Source organism: Marinobacter bohaiensis, from assembly GCF_003258515.1.
Lineage (GTDB): Bacteria > Pseudomonadota > Gammaproteobacteria > Pseudomonadales > Oleiphilaceae > Marinobacter_A > Marinobacter_A bohaiensis.
This window is the reverse complement of the sequence record NZ_QGEH01000001.1, coordinates 2,345,674-2,365,239: the sequence shown is the minus strand read 5'-3', so window position 1 is coordinate 2,365,239 and position 19,566 is coordinate 2,345,674. Positions and strand designations below refer to the sequence as shown.

Genomic DNA, 19,566 nt, shown 5'->3' with positions numbered 1-19,566 from the left:
ATTATATAGTAGCCTTGGTATCGCCGACAAACGCCTGTGATACCGCCGCAACGCTTGTGCAACGGCCACAAAGGATACAATATAATAAAAGTCAAACAAACGTTTGTTTGAAATTGCCGTAGCCTGATAGCATTGTGGCGAACCCTTGGCCTTAAATGCATAAGCCATTGGTACTGGTTAAAGCCGCTTCAATGCCGGTGACGACGGCTCCACGATGCCTGTGGAGCTATTGACCCCCCTGGGGATTGTCGTCAGTATTAGGGCGCTTTTACTGAGGGGCCAAGTGTAACAGCCCCACTGTTCAACGTGTATTCGCGGTTCCGCCGCCTGCATGGTTGGTACTGGGAGGTTGTTGAACGAGGTGTTCAGGCATTGCCGTGTTCAAACGCTGTAGGTTTGCAACACTGTCGTTTTGAAACACCCTCGAGAGGTCTGGAACAAAGAGCTGGAAAGGCCGGGTAGAAGGACCTCTATGAAACCGTACGATTGGTCCGCGGACGAATCGACGCGACAGGAATCACTGGTGTGACCGGGTTCGGCGCCGCCGGAACCGACACCGATGATTGCAAGTCTTAAACCCATCGTAGAAGAACGAGGAATCTATGAAGGTTCTGGTCGCTGTTAAACGTGTAATCGACTACAACGTAAAGGTTCGCGTCAAGCCGGATAACACCGGCGTCGATCTTGCCAACGTCAAGATGGCGATGAACCCTTTCTGCGAAATCGCGGTTGAAGAAGCGGTTCGCCTGAAAGAGAAAGGGGTTGCCTCAGAAATCGTTGTGGTTTCCATTGGTCCCAAGGCTGCTCAAGAGCAGATCCGTACCGCACTGGCCCTCGGCGCCGACCGCGGTATCCATGTTGAAACCGAAGAAGAAGTCCAGTCCCTGGAAGCTGCCAAACTGCTCAAGGCGGTGGTCGAGAAGGAAGAGCCCAAGCTGGTCATCCTGGGCAAACAGTCCATCGACACCGACAACAACCAGACCGGCCAGATGCTGGCCGCTCTGACGGGCATGGCCCAGGGCACCTTCGCATCCGAAGTGGCTGTTGATGGCGAGAAAGTCAACGTGACCCGTGAAATCGACGGCGGTCTGGTGACGGTTTCCCTGAACCTGCCGGCGGTGGTCACCACCGACCTGCGTCTCAACGAGCCGCGCTACGCTTCGCTGCCCAACATCATGAAAGCCAAGAAGAAGCCGCTCGACAACATGAGCCCGGCCGATCTGGGCGTTGATGTGGCCCCGCGCCTGTCCACCCTGAAGGTTGAGGCTCCGGCTTCCCGTCAGGCCGGCGTCAAGGTGGCCGATGTGGCAGAACTCGTCGACAAACTGAAGAACGAAGCGAAGGTGATCTAAATGAGCATCCTTGTAATTGCTGAACATGACAACAGCAGCCTGAAGCAGGCGACCCTGAATGTCGTCGCGGCGGCCAAGGCTGTGGGTGGTGACATCGACGTTCTGGTAGCCGGCGAGAACTGCGGCGCCGCAGGCGAGGCCGCGGCCAAGATCGACGGCGTGAACAAGGTTCTGGTAGCCGACAACGCGGCGTACGGTCATTTCCTGGCCGAGAACCTGTCCCTGCTGGTCGCTGACCTGGGCAAGGACTACGGTCACATCTTCGCCGCCGCCGGAACCACCGGTAAAGACTTCATGCCGCGCGTTGCCGCGCTGCTGGACGTGGCTCAGGTCTCCGACATCATCCGCGTTGAATCCGAAGACACCTTCGTGCGTCCGATCTACGCGGGTAACGCCATCGCGACCGTTAAGAGCGCCGACAGCATCAAGGTTGTGACCGTGCGTCCGACCGCTTTCGACCCGGTTGGCGGTGAAGGCGGTTCCGCTTCCGTTGAGACCGTAGACGGTGACCACGACGCAGGCCTGTCTTCCTTCGTTAGCGAGCAGTTGGCCGAGTCCGATCGTCCGGACCTGGGCAGCGCCGGTATCGTCATCTCCGGTGGTCGCGGCATGCAGAACGGCGACAACTTCCAGATGCTGGAAAAAGTCGCGGACCTGCTGGGCGCTGCTGTCGGTGCTTCTCGCGCCGCGGTTGACGCCGGCTTCGTGCCGAACGACATGCAGGTGGGGCAGACCGGTAAGATCGTGGCGCCGCAGCTGTACATCGCCGTCGGCATCTCCGGCGCGATCCAGCACCTGGCGGGCATGTCCGATTCCAAGGTAATCGTTGCGATCAACAAGGATGAGGAAGCCCCGATTTTCCAGGTGGCCGATTACGGCCTGGTCGCGGACCTGTTCGAAGCGGTTCCGCAGCTGGAGGAAGAGTTGAAGAAAGTCCTGTAATCGACTGATTCAACGAGAAAAGGGCGCCAATCGGCGCCCTTTTTGTTTGCCTGAATAAAGCTAACGGTACAGTGCCGCGTCGGTGACGTGCAGGCGGCTGGAGATCGCCGGCCGGAAGTCCATGTACGCCAGGATATCCCGGTCCAGGTCCAGCCCCGGCGCGATCTCGATCAGCTCAAGGCCGTTCTCGGTGAGCTGGAACACGCAGCGCTCGGTGATGTAGAACACCCGCTGCCCCCGTTCCAGGGCGTAGCGTCCGTTGAAGGTCATGTGTTCCACGTCGGCCACGAACTTGCGTCCCGTACCACTCTGGCGAATGGCCAGGCCGCCTTCCTGGATGGCCACGTCCTGCTTGCCGGCCTCGAAGGTCCCCATAAAGAACACTTCCCGCGCGTTCTGGCTGATGTTGATGAAGCCGCCGGCGCCCGACAGTCGCGAGCCGAAACGGCTGACATTGACGTTGCCGAAGCGATCCACCTGCGCCATGCCCAGATAGGCCTGATCCAGCCCGCCGCCGTCGTAGAAGTCGAACTGGGCCGGCTGGTCGATCACTGCCTCGGCGTTGGCCGCGGCCCCGAAGCTGAGTCCGCCGGCGGGGCGGCCCCCGATGGCGCCGGGTTCAATGGTCAGTGTGATTCGATCCAGTAGTCCCTTGTCCGCCGCCACTTCCGCCACGGTTTCCGGCATGCCGATGCCCAGGTTGACGATGGCGCCGGGCAACAAGTGCTCCGCCGCACGCCGGCCGATCAGCTTGCGGATCGACAGCGGCTCGCCGCCCTGCAGCGCCGGCAACCGGATTTCGCTGGTGTAGGCGGGATTGTAGGGCTCGGCGAAGGTCTGCATGTGCTCGGCGGGCTCGGCGAGGATGACGTGATCGACCAGAATGCCGGGAATGTGCACCCGCTCGGGATGCAGCTGGTGGCGTTCGGTCAGCCGCTCCACCTGGACGAACACCTTGCCGCCGGAGTTGTGCACTGCCTGGGCGATGGCCAGGCTCTCCAGCGGCAGCGCCTCGTGCTCGGTGGTGATGTTGCCCCGGGCGTCGGCGGTGGTACCGCGCAGGAAGGCCACGTTGATCGGGAAGGTGGTGTAGAACAGGTATTCCCGTCCGCGCACCGTCATCACGTCCACCAGGTCTTCCTGGGTGCGGTCGTTCATGCGACCGCCGCCGTGGCGGGGATCCACGAAGGAGTGCAGCCCCACGTGAGTCAGCATGCCGGGTTTGCCGGCGGCGATGTCCCGGTAGAGCTGGGCGATGACGCCCTGGGGCAGGTTGTAGGCCTCGATGCGGTTGTTACAGGCCAGGGCCCCCAGTTTGGGGACGAGCCCCCAGTGGCCGCCGATAACACGCCGTACCAGCCCTTCGTGGGCCAGGTGGTTGAGGCCGCGCTCCTTGCCGTCGCCCTGGCCGGCGGCGTAGACCAGCGTCAGGCCGTTGGGGGCCTGCTCGGCCAGGAAACGGTCTTCCAGGGCCCGGGCCAGGGATTCGGGAAAGCCGATGCCGACGAAGCCACCGGTTGCCAGGGTGGCGTTTTCCGGCACCAGGGCGGCGGCCTGTTCGGCGGAGATCAGTTTTGAATCGGTCATAGTCGCCTCCTCTTATCCGCCATAGGCCTGAGCTGGCAGCCAGGTCACCAGGGCCGGCCACAGGAAGATGATCGCCAGCACCGTCACCTGCAGCAGGATGAACGGGGTCACGCCCTTGTAGAGGGTCTTCACGCCGATTGATGGCGGCGCCACGCCCTTGCAGTAGAACAGGGAGAAGCCGACCGGCGGTGTCAGGAAGGAGGTCTGCAGGCAGACCGCAAACAGCACGGTGAACCAGACGATGTCGAAACCCAGCGCGTGGATCACCGGGGCCACCAGCGGCAGGATGATCAGGGTGATTTCGATCCAGTCCAGCACGAAGCCCAGCAGGAAGGTCAGCAGCAGGATGCAGATGACCACGCCGTGGGGGCCGAACGGCAGGCTGTGCAGGGCTCCGGCGATCATCTCGTCGCCACCCAGCCCGCGCAGCACCAGCGAGAACGCCGTGGCGCCGATCAGCAGGGCGAAGATGAACGCGGTGGTCTGGCTGGTCTCGCGGCAGACGTCCCGCAGCACGGTCAGGTTGAGCCGCTTGTTCGCCAGGGCCAGCAAGGTCGCGCCAAAGGCCCCGACACCGGAGGCCTCGGTGGGCGTGGCGATTCCGGCGAAAATGCTGCCCAGCACCGCCAGGATCAGCAGGGCCGGCGGCAGGATGGAGAGGACCGCGTCGAGAATCACCCTCAGGGTCACCGGTTCGGCGTCGTGGCCGGCCGGTGCGGCGTCCGGATGCAGCCAGCCGCGGATCACGATGTAGAGCACGAACACCACGCCCAGCAGGGCGCTGGGGAAGACTGCACCCATGAACAGGTCGCCCACCGACATGGCCAGTTGGTCGGCCATCATCACCAGCATGATCGACGGTGGCATCAGGATGCCCAGGGTCCCGACGGCGCATACCGTACCGACGGCGAGGGACGGCTGGTAATGGCGCTTGAGCATCACCGGCACGGCGAGCAGGGTCAGCAGGGCCACCGAGGCGCCAACGATGCCGGTGGAGGCGGCGAGCAGCAGGCCGATGATCACCACCGCGATGGCGGTGCCGCCGTTCAGGCGCCCGAACAAGCGCGAGACGTTGAGCATCAGCTTTTCCGCCATGCCGGAGCGGTCCAGCATCTGGCCCATGAACACGAACATGGGAATGGCGACCAGTACCCAGCTGCTCATGGTGCCCCAGATGCGCTCGATGGACAGGGAAATGTATGTCCAGTCGATGGCGATAAAGGTGTCCAGAAAAGCATCCGACATCATTGCCAGACCGGTGAAGCCGATGGCGACGCCACCCAGTACCCAGGCGATGGGGAAGCCGGTGAAGATCAGGCCGATGAACACCACGAACATGCCGATGGCCAGGATTTCATTCATTTCCATGACGCACCTCCGAACCGAACAGGAAGGCGAGCAGGCGGGTCAGGCGCGAGAAAGCCGCGATGATCAGCAAACCGAGGCCGATAGGGAGGGCGCTCTTGACGATCCAGCGCTGGCTGAGCCCGCCGGGCGCGCTGGAGGCCTCGTTCATGGTCCATGAGTCGACCACGTAGGGCACGGCGTAGTACAGCAGCATGCCGATGAACGGCCCCAGTAGCAGGATGATGCCCAGCAGCTCGACCCACGCCTGGGTGCGGAAGCTGAGTCGCTCGCGAAACAGGTCGACGCGTACGTGGTTGTCACGCAGCAGGGCGTAGGACAGGGCGATCAGAAACCCGGCGGAATACAGGTGCCACTGCAACTCCTCCAGCTCGATGAAGCCCTGGGCAAACACGTATCGGGACACCACGTTGACGATGATCACCAGCATCAGGATCGGCCAGAGCCAGCTGCTCAGGTCACCGACCCACTGGATGGTGCCGTCCAGGACACGGGAAATCGGGGTGTGGGGCAGGCGGTCGCGGGTCAACCCCTGCGGCGCGGGCTCGAGGTCCGGCCCGGCCGCATCGATGGAAACGGTCATGCTAATCTCCGCAAAGCTGGAACGGCTGGCCCCGGCGGGCCAGCGTGACTGGGTACGGCGTTGTGCCGCACCCGACGTTCAGACCGGAATCAGAAATCCCGGGGCAGGTAGCCGAGGTCCTGCCAGCGCTCGTACTGTTCCTCGAAGGCCTTCTGGCTCTTCAGAACGCGGGCAAAATCCTCGTCCTTGTCGGCTTCGCTTTGCAGCACCTGGTTGGTGACCTCTTCCAGCTCGCGCAGGATGGGCTCCGGCAGTTTGCGGGTCTGGGCGCCCTGATCTTCCAGGAACTCGATGGCTTCCCCCTGGAAGGCCTCGCTGCGGGCCAGGTTGCGGGTGACGCCGGCCTGACAGGTCAGGTCGATCAGCTTCTTGTCGGCATCGCTGATGGCGTCCCATTTTTCCTTGTTGATGATCAGGTGGAACGCGGCGAATGGCTGGTGCCAGCCGGGGAAGTAGTTGTACTTGGCGACTTCGTAGAAGCCCAGTTGCTTGTCGACGGTGGGCAGGGAGAACTCGGATGCGTCGATGGCGCCTTTCTCGAGGGCCTGGAAAATTTCACCGCCGGGCAGCACGGTGACCGAGGCGCCCAGTTCCTGCAGGATGCGGCCGCCGATGCCGGCGTAGCGGATCTTGAGGCCGTCGATGTCGTCGAGCGTCTTGATCTCCTTGTTGAACCAGCCTCCGGTCTCCGGCCCGGTCAGGCCGCACAGGACCGGATGCACGTTGTTCTTGTGGTAGATTTCTTCGGCCAGCTCCTGACCTTCACCATCGTACCACCAGGCCATGTACTCCCAGGGCTCCATGCCAAACGGCACCGCCGAGAACAGCACGGACGACGGAATCTTGCCTTGGTCGTAACCGATCCAGGTGTAGCCGGCTTCGAGTTTGCCGGTTCGCACCGCATCGGTGATGTTCAGGGTGGGAACCAGTTTGTTGGGTTCGAAGTGCTTGATGATGACACGGTTATCCGTGGCTTCGCTGAGGTCTTCGAGAACGCCCGGAATGGTGTCACCGAGTGCTGGCAGATTGCTGCCGTAGGCGGCCTGCATTTTCCAGCGGATCTTGTCCGCACCCAGCGCGGGGGCGGCGGCCAGCGCCGTGGCCAGGCCGCAGGCGGACAGGTAGGCGAGGGTTTTCATTGGCTTTGTCATTGTTTGTACCTCGGTATTGTTGTTGTCGTTGCAGATGAGAAGCTGCATCTAGTTCGAAACAAACCCTGTGCCAGGAAATTAAAATACATAGAAAACAAATAGATAAAAGTTCCTTGGGAATCTGGGAAGAGCGCGCTGTCTGAATTCCAAGACACAATGATGGCGCTGAAGGCGGGAAACGGCCGGAAATATCGCCAAAGCACTGTCCGGAATTTCAGACGATGTCCGGAATTCCGGACAGTCTTGGTCACAAGCTGTGCCGGGCCATTTTTTCGTAAAGGTTGGCGCGCGAGATGCCAAGCAGGCGCGCTGCCTGGGAGCGGTTGTTGTCAGCGGCTTCGAGTGCCTTGAGGATGGATTCCCGTTCGGCGCGGGCCACGGTTTCGTGCAGGGGTTCGATGCGCTGGTCCGGGCGCTGACGCTCGGGCTCACGCTCTGGTGACGGCGGCAGGAAGTCCTCGGCGTCGAGGGTGGTGCCCTTGGCGAAGATGAAGGTGCGCTCCAGGGTGTTGCGCAACTCCCGGACGTTGCCGGGCCAACCGTGATCCTGCAGGTAGGCCAGCGCGCTCTCGCTGAGCCACTTGCGGGACATGCCCAACCCCCGGGCGATGTGTTCGATCATGCTGTTGGCCAGCAGTTCGATGTCATCGATGCGCTCGCGCAGTGGTGGGACCACGATCGGCAGCACATTGAGCCGGTAATAGAGGTCGGCACGGAAGTCACCGGCATCCACCATGGCTTTCAGGTCCTTACTGGTGGCGGCGATGATGCGCACGTCCACGCGGATGACCTCGTTCGATCCCAGCGCCTCGAATTCCTGCTCCTGCAACACGCGCAGCAGCTTGCTCTGCAGGTTGGGCGGCAGGTCGCCCACCTCGTCCAGGAACAGCGTTCCCTTGTCCGCCAGTTGCAGCTTGCCCTTGCGCCCCTTGCGGTCGGCGCCGGTGTAGGCGCCCGGCGCAACGCCGAAGAACTCGGCTTCCATCAGGTTATCGGGCACCGCGGCCATGTTGATGCCGACAAACGGCCGCTCGGCGCGTACCGAGGCGTGGTGGATGGCGTGGGCCAGCACCTCTTTGCCCGTGCCGGTCTCGCCCAGCAGCAGGACCGTGGTGTCCAGCTCCGAGGCGCGTCGGGCGCGTTGCAGCAGCTGTTCTACGGGTTCGCTCTGGCCCAGGAAGTCGGCAAACGTGTACTTGGTATCACGCAGGCTGGCGAGCTGACGCTCGGCCGTGCTCGGTACGCCCCGCAGCCGGCCGTATTTCTCGACGAAGGCCTTGAGGTAATCCATGTCCTTGTAGAACACGAAGCCGATGCCGCCGATCACGCGCTCCGACTGGTCGCGGATAGGGATGCGGGTCACCACCATCCAGGTGGTGCGAACACGCAAAAGATCCAGCAGTATCGGCTGTCCGTCGCGGACCACCTGACGCATCATGCTGTTGGGAATCAATTCTTCCACAGACGTGCCGCGCACGGGCAGATCCCGTTCCAGGCCCAGGATGTCCCGGTACTTGTCGCTGATCCACAGCACGTGGGCATGGTCGTCGACAATCAGGCTGCCCTCACAGATGTGATCGAGCAGGGCAAGCAGGGGGCTTTCAGACAGATCGGCGAGTTCTTTCTCGGTGAATCCGGAGGTTCGGGTCATGGCAATCCCTGGCGGCCGCCCGCGCGGCGACGGGGCGACCCTGAGTCTTATTGTTGGAGTTCAGGCAAGTCTTCAAAATAGGCCAAGGCGTCGGGATTGGCCAGAGCATCCTTGTTACGGACTGCTTCGCCGTGGACCACGTTGCGCACTGCCAATTCCACGATTTTACCGCTAATGGTGCGGGGAATGTCGGGAACCTGCACGATCCGCGCTGGAACGTGTCGGGGCGTGGTGTTGCTCCGAATGGTCTGGCAAATGGTCTGACGCAGGTCGTCGTCGAGGGTGATGCCGTCTCTCAGGCGAACAAACAGGACCACCCGGACGTCGTCGTCCCAGTTCTGGCCAATAGCCAGGGCTTCCAGCACGGCGTCCACTTTCTCCACTTGCCGGTAGATCTCCGCCGTCCCGATCCGGACGCCGCCCGGGTTCAGTGTGGCGTCGGAACGACCGTGGATAATCACGCCACGCTGTTCCGGCGTCGTCGACGTGGCCGTATGCGGGACGATCTCGCCGTAGTCGCCGTGGGCCCAAAGGCCCTCGAAACGGCTGAAATAGGCGTCCCGGAAGCGGGCGTTGTCGGGATCGTTCCAGAAGCTCACAGGCATGGATGGAAAGGCGTTGCGACACACCAGTTCGCCCTTGCCCTGGGGCAGGGCCTGGCCGTCGTCATCCACGAAGGTCACGTCCATGGCCAGGCCCAGGCACTGCAGTTCGCCGCGGTAGACCGGCAGGGTCGGATTGCCCAGGGCGAAGCAGGACACAATGTCGGTGCCGCCGGAAATGCTGGACACGCAGACATCCGCCTTCACGTCCCGGTACAGGTAGTCGAAGCTCTCGTGGGCCAGCGGGCTGCCGGTGGAGAGCAGGGCGTCGAGCGCGTCGAGATTGTGACTTTGCCGGGGTTTGAGTCCGGCTTTCTCGCAGGCGGCGTAGTACTTGGCGCTGGCGCCGAAGATCCGGATCTGCTCGCGCTCGGCGATGTCCCAAAGAACCTCGGGCAACGGCGAGAAAGGAGAACCGTCGAACAGCACCAGGGTTGCGCCGAGCGCCAGACCGCTGATCAGCCAGTTCCACATCATCCAGCCGCAGGTGGTGTAGTAGAACAGCCGGTCGCCGGCGCGCAGGTCGGTGTGCAGGGCCAGCTCCTTGATGTGTTGGAGCAGGGTGCCGCCGATGCCATGGACGATGCACTTGGGCACGCCGGTCGTGCCGGAGGAATAGAGAATGTACAGCGGCGAGTTGAACGGCAGGCGCGCGTAATGGCACTCGGGGGCGGCTTCCAGCGCCTCGGCCCAGCCCAGGCCGCCGATCTCCGCTGGCCAGGGGCAGTCGTCGTGGTTGTCGATGCGGATCAGGCGGGCCAATGATGGCAGGGATTCGACGATGTCCGCCACCCGCTGCCGGGTGTCGATGGTCTTGCCGTTGTAGGTGTAGCCGTTGATGGCGATGAGGACTTTGGGTTCGATCTGGCCGAAACGGTCGATCACGCCGTTGAGGCCGAAATCCGGCGAACAGGAGGACCACACCGCGCCCAGCTGGCTGGTGGCCAGCATGCCCGAGACCGCTTCAATGCCGTTGGGCACAAACCCCGCCACCCGGTCGCCGGGACCGACGCCCTGCTGCTTCAGCGTGGCGGCCAACGCCTGGGAGCGATGCCGTAGATCGGCAAAGGTGACGATGCGGCGCCGGCCGTCTTCCCGGTGCTCGATGAGGGCGACGGCGTCCGGGTTGCCCCGGGCCAGCAGGTTCTCCGCGAAATTCAGCCGCGCCTGGGGAAAGAAGCGGCGGCCCACCACCTCGGCGTCGATTTCGACGGGCGGGCCGTCCCAGTCGGCAAGCACCCCGTACTCCTCCACCAGCTCCTCCCAAAAGCGGGTGTCGTTGTCGACGCTCCACCGGTGCAACCCTTCGTAGCCGGCATCGATATCGGGAAACTGGCGCCTCAGGCGCTCCTCGAACCGGGTCATGCAAGTGGCGGCACGGCGCGCAGGGCTGGGTTGCCAGAGGGGCGGTTGGGTCATGCGTTACGTCCTTTCACTGTGGTGCGTCGTCTTGTTCTGTGTCTATTGTGGATCGGCCGAATCATCGCGGGCGGCGGCCAGGGCCCGGCCCACCCGGGAGGGATTGGGGCGGTCCAGCGTCCGGCAGATGGTTTCGCCGATACGCGCCACCGCCTGCAGGTCCACGCCGGTCTCGAATCCCTCGCCCTGCAGCAAGTAAAGCACATCCTCGGTGGCGACATTGCCGGTGGCGCCCCGGGCGTAGGGGCAGCCGCCGAGACCGGCGACGGCACTGTCGAAGGTGCGGATGCCGCGCTCCAGGGCGGCGTAGATGTTGGCGAGGGCCTGGCCGCGGGTGTCATGGCAGTGCAGCGCCAGGCGGTCGGTCTCGACCAGCGGCAAGACAGCGTCCAGCAGGGCGTGGATCTCCCGCGGGCGGGCCACGCCAATGGTGTCGCCCAGGGAGACCTCGTCGGCACCCAGCTCCAGCAGCTGCGTCACCACGTCGGCGACCTGGGCCGGAGCGATCGGCCCCTCGTAGGGGCAGCCCACCACGCAGGATACGTAGGCTCGCACCCGCTTGCCGGCATCGTGGGCTCCGGCGACCACCGGCTGGAAGCGGGCGATACTCTCGGCGATGGAACAATTGATGTTCTTGCGGTTGAAGCTCTCCGAGGCGGCGGTGAATACCGCGATCACATCCGCATTGCAGGCCAGGGCGCTTTCCAGACCCTGGCTGTTGGGCACCAAAACCTCGGCTGAAACCTCGTCCCGCCGCTGGATGCCCGCCATCACCTGCTCGGTGTTGGCCATCTGCGGCACCCACTTGGGCGAGACGAAGCTGCCCGCCTCGATACGGCGCAGGCCCGCATCCGCCAGGCCGTTGAACCAGCGCGAGCGGTCCTCCGCCGAGACAGGTATGGCTTCGTTCTGGAGCCCGTCGCGCAGGCCCACTTCCACAAGCGTGACCTTGTCGCGGTGTGTGCTATCGGCGTTCATGCGGCGTCCTCCCCGGCGTCGAACTGGATCAACAGCTGCCCGGCGGCCACGCTGTCGCCCTCGGCGCCTTCTACCGTCTGGATGCGGCCGGCGCACGGAGCCTTGAGACTGTGTTCCATTTTCATGGCCTCCATGACCAGCAGGGTCTGTCCTGCTTCGACCTGATCTCCGGCGGCGCAGTTCACCGCGATGATACGCCCGTGCATGGGAGCCGTCAGGTGGCCGCTGTCGGCGGCCTGATCCGCCTGCTCTTCGGGGTGATTGACCAGGGCCGTCCAGTCGGCGCTGCCGGCGAAGACCCCCAGTTTCTCGCCGTGGCTGGCCCAGGCGAGGCGCACGGTGCGACCATTCAGGGTAGCGTCCAGCGCCGGGTCGCCGTTGCGCGCACGCCACTGCAATCGAATCGGGGCGTTGCGCTCGGGCAGGTCGATCCGCGCCCGATCGGCGCCATCCACGGTGTAGCGCAGCGTGGCGTCCTGTTCGCCAATCCGCAGTTCACAGGGTTGCTGGCGCGGACCGCCCAATCGGAAGCTGTCACGGGCGTCCCAGGGATCACCGCGATCCGGCCGCTGCTGGGCCTGTTGCCAGGCGAGCCAGCTCAGGGCCAGTTGCTCATCCAGGCTGAAGTCGGGAGCCTGCAGTTCGGACTCGTGGACGTCGATGAAGTGTGTGGTCAGCTCGGCCGCGGCAAAGTCCCGGTGGCGCAAGACGCGGGCTACAAAATCGGTGTTCAGGGTGACGCCCAGGACTTCGTAGTGTTCAAGCGCATCGATCAGGCGGCGGCGGGCGCTGTCCCGATCCTCGCCCCAGGCGATCACCTTGGCCAGCATGGGGTCGTACCAGGGCGTGATGTCCAGCCCTTCGGCCACGCCGGAATCCACGCGCACGTGGGGCAGGTGAGCCGGCTCGCGCAGGTGCAGCAGACGGCCGGTCATGGGCAGGAAGCCGTTGGCCGGATCCTCGGCGTAGACCCGCGCTTCCAGCGCATGACCGTGACAGCGCAGTTCGTCCTGGGCCCAGGGCAGGGGCTCGCCGGTGGCGACCCGGAGCTGCCATTCCACCAGATCCAGGCCGGCGATCATCTCGGTCACCGGGTGCTCAACCTGCAGGCGGGTGTTCATTTCCATGAAATAGAAATAGCCGCCCGGTTCGTACAGGAACTCGACCGTGCCGGCGCCCACGTAGTCGATGGCCTGTCCGCAGCGGACCGCCGCTTCGCCCATCGCCTGGCGCACGGCGGACGGGATGCCCGGTGCGGGAGCTTCCTCGATGATTTTCTGGTGCCGGCGCTGCACCGAGCAGTCGCGATCAAACAGGTACAGTCCCTTGCCGTGGCGATCGAACAGCACCTGGACCTCCACATGGCGCGGGTTCTCCAGGTAGCGCTCCATCAGCAGGTGCGGGTCGCCGAAACTGGACTGCGCCTCGCGCTTGGCCGCTTCGATGGCCTCGTCCAGCTCATCATACCCGCTCACCACGCGCATGCCCTTGCCACCGCCCCCGGCGCTGGCCTTGATCAACAGCGGAAAACCGGTGGTCTCGGCAGCCTGGCGGAAGCGGTCGCTGGACTGGTCGTCGCCGTGATAGCCCGGGACCAGCGGCACGCCGGCATCCGCAATGAGGGCCTTGGCGGCGCTTTTCGAGCCCATGGCGGCGATGGCGGAGGCCGGCGGACCAATAAAATGGATCCCGTGGGCCTCGCACTGTTCGGCCAGTTGGGTGTTCTCGGACAGGAAGCCGTAGCCGGGATGGATCGCGTCGGCGCCTTCGTCCCGGGCCGCCTGCATGATGCGATCCACTTTCAGGTAGCTCTCGGTGGCCGCCGCGGGGCCGATGGCAACGGCGGTATCGGCCTGGCGTACAAAGGGCGCATTGCGGTCGGCGTCGGAATACACCGCCACGCAGCGGATGCCCATCGCCTGGGCGGTGCGCATGATGCGCAGGGCGATCTCGCCACGGTTGGCGATCAGCAAAGTACGGATGGGTTGCTCAGTCATGGGACGCCTCCCGGATCCAGGTGGGCGGACGTTTGTCCAGGAAAGCCTGCAAACCTTCCTGACCTTCGTCGCCGGTGCGCAGGCCGGCAATCAGTTCGGCGGTGTAGCGGATCAGGGCGGCGTCGGGGCCGTCCTCCTGGGTCCGCGCCACCAGGCGCTTGCAGGCGTCCAATGCAACCGGGCCGTTGTTGAGCAGGCCGGCGGCTATCTGCTCGACGGTCTCGTCCAGGTCTTCCAGTGGCACCACCTCGTGCACCACGCCCAGCTCGGCGGCGCGTTCGGCGGCGATCTCCTCGGTGGTCAGAAAATAGCGCCGGGCCTGTCGCGGCCCCATGGCTCGCACCACATAGGGGGCGATGGCCGCCGGTGCCAGGCCCAGGCGGGCCTCGCTGAGGCAGAAACGGGCATTATCGCCGGCGATGGCGATGTCACAGGCGCAGATCAGGCCCAGTGCGCCGCCAAATGCCGCCCCCTGGACCCGGGCAATCGTGGGCTTGTGCAGGCGGTCGAGGGTCTGCATCAGGCCAGCGAGAGCCATGGCGTCGGCCACGTTGTCATCATGGCTCAGGGCGGCGGTCTGTTTCATGTAGCCCAGATCGGCGCCGGCAGAAAAGTGCTTGCCGCTGCCCTGAAGGATCACGACACGGCAGCGGGCGTCGCGGCCGGCTTGTTCCAGGGCGTCGGCGAGGGCCGCCATCACGTCGCTATCGAAGGCGTTGCGTTTGTCCGGTCGGTCCAGGGTGATGCGGGTGACGCCGCGGGCGTCGGTCTCGGTGCGTACCATCGGTTCGCTCATGGGGGAAATCTCCTGGCTTTTCGTTTCCTGGCCTTTTGTTCCCAGGCTCTCCATTCCCTGACTGTCCATCTCGTCTCTGGTCATCGGGTTACATCCGGAACAGGCCGAAACGGGTGTCTTCCGGCGGTGCGTTAAGAGCGGCCGACAGGCTCAGGCCGAGGACGCGGCGGGTGTCCGCCGGGTCGATCACGCCGTCGTCCCACAGTCGGGCGCTGGCGTAGTAGGGGCTGGACTGGCGTTCGAACTGGTCGACGATGGGCTGCTTGAAGGCCCGTTCCTCGTCGTCGCTCCAGCGTTCGCCCCGGCGTTCCTTGCCGGCCCGCTTGACGTCGGCAAGCACGCCGGCAGCCTGTTCGCCGCCCATCACCGCGATGCGGGCGTTGGGCCACATCCACAGGAATCGGGGCTTGTAGGCGCGACCGCACATGCCGTAGTTGCCGGCGCCGAAACTGCCGCCGATGATGACCGTCAGCTTGGGCACCCGGGCGCAGGCCACGGCGGTGACGAGCTTGGCGCCGTGCTTGGCGATGCCGTCGTGTTCCGCCTGCTTGCCCACCATGAAGCCGGTGATGTTCTGCAGGAAGATCAGCGGAATGCCGCGCTGGCAGCACAATTCCACGAAGTGGGCGCCTTTCTGGGCGGATTCGGAAAACAGGATGCCGTTGTTGGCGATGATGCCCACCGGCATGCCGTAGAGGTGGGCAAAACCACACACCAGGGTCGATCCATAACGCGCCTTGAATTCATCGAACTCCGAGCCGTCGACGAGGCGTGCGATGACCTCATGCACGTCGTAGGGTGTCTTCAGGTCGCTGGGCACCACGCCGTACAGCTCTTCGCTCGGGTAGAGCGGGTCGCGCGGTTCGGTCCGGCGAACCGTCTCCGGACGCCGATAGTTGAGGTTGGCGATGCACTGCCGCGCCCGCTCCAGGGCCTCGGCTTCGGTATTGGCGAAGTGGTCGGCGACGCCGGAGATGCCGGTGTGCACGTCGGCGCCCCCGAGTTCCTCCGCGCTGACGGTCTCGCCCGTGGCGGCTTTCACCAGCGGCGGGCCGGCCAGGAAGATGGAGCTTTGCTCGCGCACCATGATGGATTCGTCCGCCATGGCCGGCACATAGGCGCCGCCGGCGGTGCACAGCCCCATCACCACGGCGATCTGGGCGATGCCCTTGGCGGACATGTTGGCCTGACGGTAGAAGATATGGCCGAAGTCTTCCTGGTCCGGAAAGACCTCGTCCTGACGCGGCAGGTTGGCGCCGCCGGAATCCACCAGGTAGATGCAGGGCAGGTGGTTTTCCTCGGCGATGGTCTGGGCGCGGATGTGTTTCTTTACGGTCAGCGGGTAGTAGGTGCCGCCTTTCACCGTGGAGTCGTTGGCGACGATCATGCACTCGATGCCGTGAACCTGGCCGATGCCGGCGATCACGCCGGCGGCGGGCACGTCTTCACCGTAAACGTCGTCCGCGGCGAAGGCGCCAATCTCCAGGAACGGGGAACCGGGATCCAGCAGGCGGTGGATGCGTTCCCGGGGCAGCAGCTTGCCGCGGTCGATGTGGCGCTTCTGGGCCTGTTCGCCACCTCCGCGGGCGATCACGTCATGGCGCTCGCGCCGCTCGGCGCACAGGGCCGTCATGGCGCCGTGGCGCTCGGTGAACTCTGGCGATTCGGTCTGGATCTGGGAATGAAGAATAGCCATGGGAACCTTACCGTGATTCGTTGAACAGTTCGCGGCCGATCAGCATGCGGCGGATTTCCTGGGTACCGGCGCCGATTTCGTAGAGCTTGGCGTCGCGTAGCAGACGGCCGGTGGGGAACTCGTTGATGTAGCCGTTGCCACCCAGGATCTGGATCGCTTCCAGCGCCATTTTCGTGGCCCGTTCGGAGGTGTAGAGAATCACGCCGGCGGCGTCCTTGCGGGTGGTTTCACCCCGGTCGCAGGCCTGGGCGACGGCATAGAGATAGGCGCGGCTGGCGGCCAGCTCGGTGTACATGTCCGCCAGTTTGCCCTGGATCAGCTGGAACTCGCCGATGGGCTGGTCGAACTGTTTGCGTTCGTGCACGTAGGGCACCACCGCGTCGAGGCAGGCCTGCATGATGCCGACCGGGCCGCCGGACAGCACCACGCGCTCGTAGTCGAGACCGGACATCAGCACGCGCACGCCGCCGTTTTCCTGGCCCAGGATGTTTTCCTCGGGCACTTCGACGTCCTCGAAGATCAGTTCACAGGTGTTGGAGCCACGCATACCCAGCTTGTCGAGCTTTTGGCCGCGGGAGAACCCTTTCCAGTCGCGCTCGACAATGAAAGCGGTGATGCCGTGGGCGCCCTTGCTGGTGTCGGTCTTGGCGTAGATCACGTAGGTGTCGGCGTCGGGGCCGTTGGTGATCCACATCTTGTTGCCGTTGAGGACGTAGCGGTCGCCTTTCTTGTCAGCGCGCAGCTTCATGCTGACCACGTCGGAACCGGCGTTGGGCTCGCTCATGGCCAGGGCGCCGACGTGCTCGCCGCTGACCAGCTTGGGCAGGTATTTTTCTTTCTGGGCATCGTTGCCGTTGCGGTGGATCTGGTTGACGCACAGGTTGGAGTGGGCGCCGTAACTCAGGCCGATGCTGGCGGAGGCGCGGCTGATCTCCTCCATGGCGATGACGTGGGCCAGGTAACCCATGCCGCTGCCGCCGTAGCTTTCGTCGACGGTCAGGCCCAGCAGGCCCATCTCGCCCAGCTCCGGCCACAGGTCGCTGGGGAACAGGTTGTCGCGGTCCACGTCGGCGGCGCGGGGCGCGATGCGGTCGGCGGCGAACTGGTTCACCTGGTCGCGTAGCATGTCGGCGGTTTCACCGAGTCCAAAGTTGAGAGAGGTGTATTGGCTTTTCATGTTGTTGGTCACTCCCGCCACAATGGCGTTCTGTTGCCTGTTATTTAAGCGTGCGTTTACGTTAACGTTATCTCGCGATCAAGCGGCCGCGCGGATCGGGCCGGTTCAGCGGCCCGGGTTCGTCAGTGATCCAGGTGCAGTTCGTCGATGCTGATTTCACGCATCCGGAACTTCTGGATCTTACCGGTCACGGTCATGGGGAAGTCTTCCACCAGTTTGATGTAGCGCGGCACCTTGTAGTGGGCGATATTGGCCTTGCAGAAGGCTCGGATCTCGTCCTCGCTGGCCTGTTGACCGTCGATCAGTTTGACCCACGCCATCACTTCCTCGCCGTAGCGGTCGTCGGGAACGCCGATCACCTGGGCGTCCGAGATGGCCTCGTGGGTGTATAGGAACTCCTCGATTTCACGCGGATAGATGTTCTCGCCGCCGCGAATGATCATGTCCTTGATGCGGCCGGTGATGGCGACGTAGCCGTCGTCGTCCAGGGTGGCCAGGTCGCCGGTGTGCATCCAGCGCTGGGCGTCGATGGATTTGGCTGTCGCCTCGTCGTTGTTCCAGTACCCCAGCATCACGCTGTAGCCGCGGGTGCACAGCTCGCCTTTCTCGCCCCGGGGCACCACATGGCCGTTGGCCGGGTCGACGATTTTCAGCTCCAGGTGCGGGTGCACGGTGCCGACCGTGTTAACGCGCTTGTCGAGGGGCGCATCCGGTTCCGTCTGGAGGCTGACCGGGCTGGTTTCGGTCATGCCGTAGCAGATGGTCACGTCGGTCATGTGCATCTGGTCGATGACCTTGCGCATGATCTCCGCCGGGCAGTTGGAGCCGGCCATGATGCCCGTGCGCAAGGTGGACAGGTTGAAGCCGCTGAACTCCGGGTGTTCCAGTTCGGCGATGAACATGGTGGGTACGCCGTACAGCGCCGTGGCCTTCTCCCGCTGCACCGCCTCCAGGGTCGCTGTCGGCTCGAACCCTTCGCTGGGATAGATCATGGTGGCGCCGTGGGTGATGCAGCCCAGATTGCCCATGACCATGCCAAAACAGTGATAGAGCGGGACCGGGATCACCAGCCGGTCGTGTTCGGTGAAGTTCATTCGTCGCGCCACGAACAATCCGTTGTTGAGGATGTTGTGGTGGGAGAGGGTGGCGCCCTTGGGCGCGCCGGTGGTTCCGGAGGTGTACTGGATGTTGATCGGGTCGTCGAACTGGAGACTGGCCTGGCGTGCGCGGTAGTCGGCGTCGTCGGTTTGATGGGCGAGGGCAATCACCTCGTCCCAGTGCCACATGCCCGGGGTCGTACGATTTGCATCCAGGCAAACGACTTGGCGCAGTTTCGGCAGCCGTTCGCTGGCAAGCCGATCCTGACGGCGGTCCAGCAGCGAGGGGACCAGTTCGCCCACCATGCCCACGTAATCGGACGTCTTGAACTGACCCTGCAGGATGAGCACCGCCGTGCCGGAATGGCGCAAGGCGTATTCCACCTCGTGCCGCCGGTAGCTGGGATTGATGTTGACCAGGATGGCGCCGATCTGCGCCGTGGCAAGCTGGGTAATGCACCATTCGGCGTTGTTGGGCGACCAGATACCGACGCGATCGCCTTTCTCGACACCCAGGGTCATGAGCGCGCGGGCGCACTCGTCGACGGCCTGCTGCAACTGTCGATACGTGTAGCGGCGGTCCTGGTGATGGACCACCAGGGCATCGTTGTCCGGGTAGCGGCTGGCGGTCTCGTCGAACCGCTCACCGATGGTCATGCCCAGCAGGGGCGTTTCGCTCACCCCGCTGACGTAACTGTTCTGCATTGTCATAACCCACCTGAAATCTTGTCTTTGTTGTGGTGCGTCTGACTCGATGCGCTTCAGTGGCCCAGGTTTGCCAGTGCCTCCTGGCAACGGGCCTCGGCGCTATCGAGTTCCTTCTGCATGATCTCGATGTCTGCCAGCTGCTGCTCTAGCGCTTCACGTCGTTGTTTAATTTTTTCTTGTAATGCATTGATTTGATGAGCATTGTCAGAAGACGGATCGTACATTTCGATCAGCTCGCGCGATTCCGCCAGGCTGAAGCCGAGTCGTTTCCCACGCAGGATCAGTTTGAGCTTCACCCGATCCTGGTCACTGTAGATGCGGGTCTGTCCGTTGCGTTCCGGTGATAGCATGGCCGCTTCCTCATAGAAGCGGATGGTCCGGGTGGTCACGTCGAATTCCCGCGCCAGGTCGCTGATGGAATAGGTCCGTTTTACCTTCAGGTTGCTCATCGTCGAAGACTTCTTT

The 19,566-nt window shown here is 63.9% G+C and carries 15 protein-coding genes; 2 read left to right on the top strand and 13 right to left on the bottom strand.

The genetic code is table 11. The features are described 5' to 3' along the window. Positions 1-602: 602 nt before the first annotated feature. Both DKK67_RS10600 and DKK67_RS10595 read left to right on the top strand, forming a co-directional pair. Positions 603-1,352, top strand: a complete 750-nt coding sequence (locus DKK67_RS10600) for an electron transfer flavoprotein subunit beta/FixA family protein (RefSeq protein WP_111496310.1) — start codon at positions 603-605, stop codon at positions 1,350-1,352. After that, a complete protein-coding gene (locus DKK67_RS10595; protein ID WP_111496309.1) occupies positions 1,353-2,294 on the top strand; it encodes an electron transfer flavoprotein subunit alpha/FixB family protein in 942 nt (313 codons plus the stop codon). 60 nt (positions 2,295-2,354) lie between these two features. Here the strand turns inward: DKK67_RS10595 and DKK67_RS10590 are convergent, their stop codons facing one another. The 13 genes from DKK67_RS10590 to DKK67_RS10530 form a co-directional block, all read right to left on the bottom strand. After that, positions 2,355-3,881 carry an acyl CoA:acetate/3-ketoacid CoA transferase gene (locus tag DKK67_RS10590; RefSeq protein ID WP_111496308.1) on the bottom strand — a complete coding sequence of 509 codons (1,527 nt, stop codon included), beginning with the start codon at positions 3,879-3,881 and terminating at the stop codon, positions 2,355-2,357. Positions 3,882-3,893: 12 nt separating this feature from the next. Beyond that, positions 3,894-5,249, bottom strand: coding sequence for a TRAP transporter large permease (locus DKK67_RS10585; RefSeq protein WP_111496307.1), 1,356 nt, complete (start codon positions 5,247-5,249; stop codon positions 3,894-3,896). Beyond that, positions 5,236-5,829, bottom strand: coding sequence for a TRAP transporter small permease subunit (locus DKK67_RS10580; protein WP_111496859.1), 594 nt, complete (start codon positions 5,827-5,829; stop codon positions 5,236-5,238). The genes DKK67_RS10585 and DKK67_RS10580 overlap by 14 nt, the downstream gene beginning before the upstream one ends. Before the next feature lie 89 nt (positions 5,830-5,918). Continuing rightward, positions 5,919-6,968, bottom strand: a complete 1,050-nt coding sequence (locus tag DKK67_RS10575; RefSeq protein ID WP_228160571.1) for a TRAP transporter substrate-binding protein — start codon at positions 6,966-6,968, stop codon at positions 5,919-5,921. 259 nt (positions 6,969-7,227) lie between these two features. Next, entirely contained in the window at positions 7,228-8,631 is a 1,404-nt protein-coding gene (locus DKK67_RS10570) for a sigma-54 interaction domain-containing protein (protein ID WP_111496306.1), read from the bottom strand. Positions 8,632-8,678: 47 nt separating this feature from the next. After that, positions 8,679-10,652 carry an acetoacetate--CoA ligase gene (locus tag DKK67_RS10565; RefSeq protein WP_111496305.1) on the bottom strand — a complete coding sequence of 658 codons (1,974 nt, stop codon included), beginning with the start codon at positions 10,650-10,652 and terminating at the stop codon, positions 8,679-8,681. Positions 10,653-10,694: 42 nt separating this feature from the next. After that, a complete protein-coding gene (locus DKK67_RS10560; protein ID WP_111496304.1) occupies positions 10,695-11,630 on the bottom strand; it encodes a hydroxymethylglutaryl-CoA lyase in 936 nt (311 codons plus the stop codon). Further along, entirely contained in the window at positions 11,627-13,627 is a 2,001-nt protein-coding gene (locus DKK67_RS10555) for an acetyl-CoA carboxylase biotin carboxylase subunit (protein WP_111496303.1), read from the bottom strand. The genes DKK67_RS10560 and DKK67_RS10555 overlap by 4 nt, the downstream gene beginning before the upstream one ends. Continuing rightward, entirely contained in the window at positions 13,620-14,423 is an 804-nt protein-coding gene (locus DKK67_RS10550; protein ID WP_111496302.1) for an enoyl-CoA hydratase-related protein, read from the bottom strand. Before DKK67_RS10550 ends, DKK67_RS10555 begins: the two co-directional genes overlap by 8 nt. 88 nt (positions 14,424-14,511) lie before the next feature. Beyond that, positions 14,512-16,119 carry a carboxyl transferase domain-containing protein gene (locus DKK67_RS10545; RefSeq protein ID WP_111496301.1) on the bottom strand — a complete coding sequence of 536 codons (1,608 nt, stop codon included), beginning with the start codon at positions 16,117-16,119 and terminating at the stop codon, positions 14,512-14,514. A gap of 7 nt (positions 16,120-16,126) precedes the next feature. Further along, a complete protein-coding gene (locus tag DKK67_RS10540) occupies positions 16,127-17,296 on the bottom strand; it encodes an isovaleryl-CoA dehydrogenase (RefSeq protein WP_111496300.1) in 1,170 nt (389 codons plus the stop codon). 122 nt (positions 17,297-17,418) lie between these two features. Then, complete coding sequence (locus DKK67_RS10535; protein WP_111496299.1) at positions 17,419-19,104, bottom strand: AMP-binding protein; 1,686 nt, start codon at positions 19,102-19,104, stop codon at positions 17,419-17,421. A 50-nt stretch (positions 19,105-19,154) separates the two neighbouring features. Then, positions 19,155-19,550 carry a MerR family transcriptional regulator gene (locus DKK67_RS10530; protein WP_111496298.1) on the bottom strand — a complete coding sequence of 132 codons (396 nt, stop codon included), beginning with the start codon at positions 19,548-19,550 and terminating at the stop codon, positions 19,155-19,157. Between the last annotated feature and the right edge of the window lie 16 nt (positions 19,551-19,566).